The sequence below is a fragment of the Klenkia sp. PcliD-1-E genome, assembly GCF_024124375.1.
Lineage (GTDB): Bacteria > Actinomycetota > Actinomycetes > Mycobacteriales > Geodermatophilaceae > Klenkia.
The window spans coordinates 1-2,481 of record NZ_JAMXRZ010000228.1 but is presented as its reverse complement, the minus strand read 5'-3'; the positions used below and the strand labels follow the sequence as shown (position 1 = coordinate 2,481).

The 2,481-nt window shown below is 74.6% G+C and carries 1 protein-coding gene; it reads left to right on the top strand.

Annotated elements, in window-relative coordinates:
- On the top strand, window positions 1–2,481 hold a 2,481-nt coding region (locus NH342_RS22705), incomplete at both ends, for a ribonuclease E/G (protein WP_253018594.1).

Here is a 2,481-nt window from a genome sequence, read left to right as displayed (position 1 = left end):
GGCAAGCCGCGCCGCAGCCGGTCCCGCCGCCGGGCGGTCGAGCCCGCCGCGGAGGAGTCCGGCACCGGCACCGACGACCAGCCGGCCGTCCTGCCCGCGCCGGACGCCGACGAGGACACCCGGGACACCGAGGACGACGGCACGGACGGCGACGAGGACGGCGACGGCGGCTCCGGCAGCCGGCGCCGCCGTCGGGGCCGCCGTGGCCGCGGCCGTGGCCGCTCCACCGAGGACGACGACGAGCAGAACGGCACCGCCGACGGCGAGTCCGGCGACGACGACACCGACGAGGACACCTCCGACGACGCCGAGGGCGAGGAGGACAGCACCGACGAGGGCGGCCGCTCCACCACCCGCCGCCGGCGGCGCCGTCGCCGCCGGGGGGAGTCCTCGGGCGAGTCCGCCGACACCTCCGACGACGACCGGCCCGAGCGCGCCGGCCGCAACGGCAAGGACTCCAGCGACGACGCCGTCCGCGGCGTGGCCGGGTCCACCCGGCTGGAGGCCAAGCGCCAGCGGCGTCGGGACGGCCGCGACACCGGTCGCCGCCGCGCCCCCATCCTGAGCGAGTCGGAGTTCCTGGCCCGCCGCGAGGCCGTCGACCGCGCGATGGTCATCCGCCAGCAGGGCGAGCGCACCCAGATCGCCGTCCTCGAGGACGACGTCCTGGTCGAGCACTACGTCACCCAGGCGCAGTCGACGTCCTTCGCCGGCAACGTCTACCTCGGCCGCGTGCAGAACGTGCTGCCCTCCATGGAGGCGGCCTTCGTCGACATCGGCAAGGGCCGCAACGCCGTGCTGTACGCCGGCGAGGTCAACTGGGAGACCGCCGGCCTGTCGGGCAAGTCGCGCTCCATCGAGCAGGCGTTGAAGTCCGGCGACAAGGTGCTGGTGCAGGTCACCAAGGACCCGATCGGGCACAAGGGCGCCCGGCTGACCCAGCAGATCAACCTGCCCGGCCGGTTCCTGGTCTACGTCCCCGGCGGCTCGATGACCGGGATCAGCCGCAAGCTGCCCGACACCGAGCGGCAGCGGCTCAAGGACGTCCTGAAGAAGATCGTCCCCGAGGACGCCGGCGTGATCATCCGGACCGCGGCGGAGGGTGCCTCGGAGGAGGAGCTGACCCGCGACGTCGCCCGGCTGCAGGCCCAGTGGGAGGTCATCCAGACCAAGGCCGGGTCGGCGACCAACGCCCCGACGCTGCTCTACGGCGAGCCCGACCTGGCCATCCGGGTCATCCGCGACGTGTTCAACGAGGACTTCAAGCGGCTGGTCGTGCAGGGCGACGACGCCTGGGACACCGTCGAGGCCTACGTCGCGCACGTCTCCCCGGAGCTGTCGCAGCGGCTGGAGCGCTACATCGGCAACGGTGACGTCTTCCGCGACCTGCGCATCGACGAGCAGCTGCTCAAGGCGCTGGACCGGAAGGTCTGGTTGCCCTCCGGCGGGTCGCTGGTGATCGACCGCACCGAGGCGATGACCGTCGTCGACGTCAACACCGGCAAGTTCACCGGCTCCGGCGGCAACCTGGAGCAGACGGTCACCCGGAACAACATCGAGGCCGCCGAGGAGATCGTCCGCCAGCTGCGGCTGCGCGACATCGGCGGCATGGTCGTCATCGACTTCATCGACATGGTGCTGGAGAGCAACCGCGACCTGGTGCTGCGCCGGCTCACCGAGTGCCTGGGCCGGGACCGGACCAAGCACCAGGTCGCCGAGGTCACCTCGCTGGGCCTGGTGCAGATGACCCGCAAGCGGGTGGGCCAGGGTCTGCTCGAGGTCTTCAGCGACACCTGCGAGCACTGCCGCGGCCGCGGCGTCGTCGTCCACCTGGACCCGAGCGAGAAGCGCTCCGGCGGGAACGGGCACGGCGGCAACGGCCACGGCGGCAACGGCGGCAACGGTGGGAACGGGCACGGCGGTGGCCGGACCCGGGCCGAGGACAGGCCTGCCGAGTCCGCGGGCGAGGAGGCGCCGGCCGGCGGGCCGGACGCCGAGGGCACCCAGGAGTCCTCGGGCCGGTCGGGGCGCCGCAACCGCGGGCGCCGCAACCGCGGTCGCAACGGCGACGAGCAGGTGGCCGAGGACGCCGCCGTGCTCGCCGCCAGCCGCGGCGACGACGCCGAGCACGCGGACGCCGATGTCCCCGACACCGGTGCTGCCGGGGCCACCCCGGAGGCCGACGTCCCCGGCACCGGGGACGCCGCGGGGGAGAAGGCCGGTGCCGTCGAGCCCGAGGAGGTCGCCGACGCCGTCGAGCAGGCGGTCGTCGACCGGGCCGTGGAGCACACCACCGACGAGCCGGCCGCCGTCGAGGAGCCTGCCGCCCCGCAGCTGCCCGAGCCGGCGGACGCGGTGACCGAGCAGACCCCGGCCACCAGCCCCGAGGGCGACGCCGCCCCCGAGCCCACCGCCACCCCCAAGCCCACCGCCACCCCCGAGCCCAGCGCCGACCCGGCACCGGCCATGACCGACTTGACG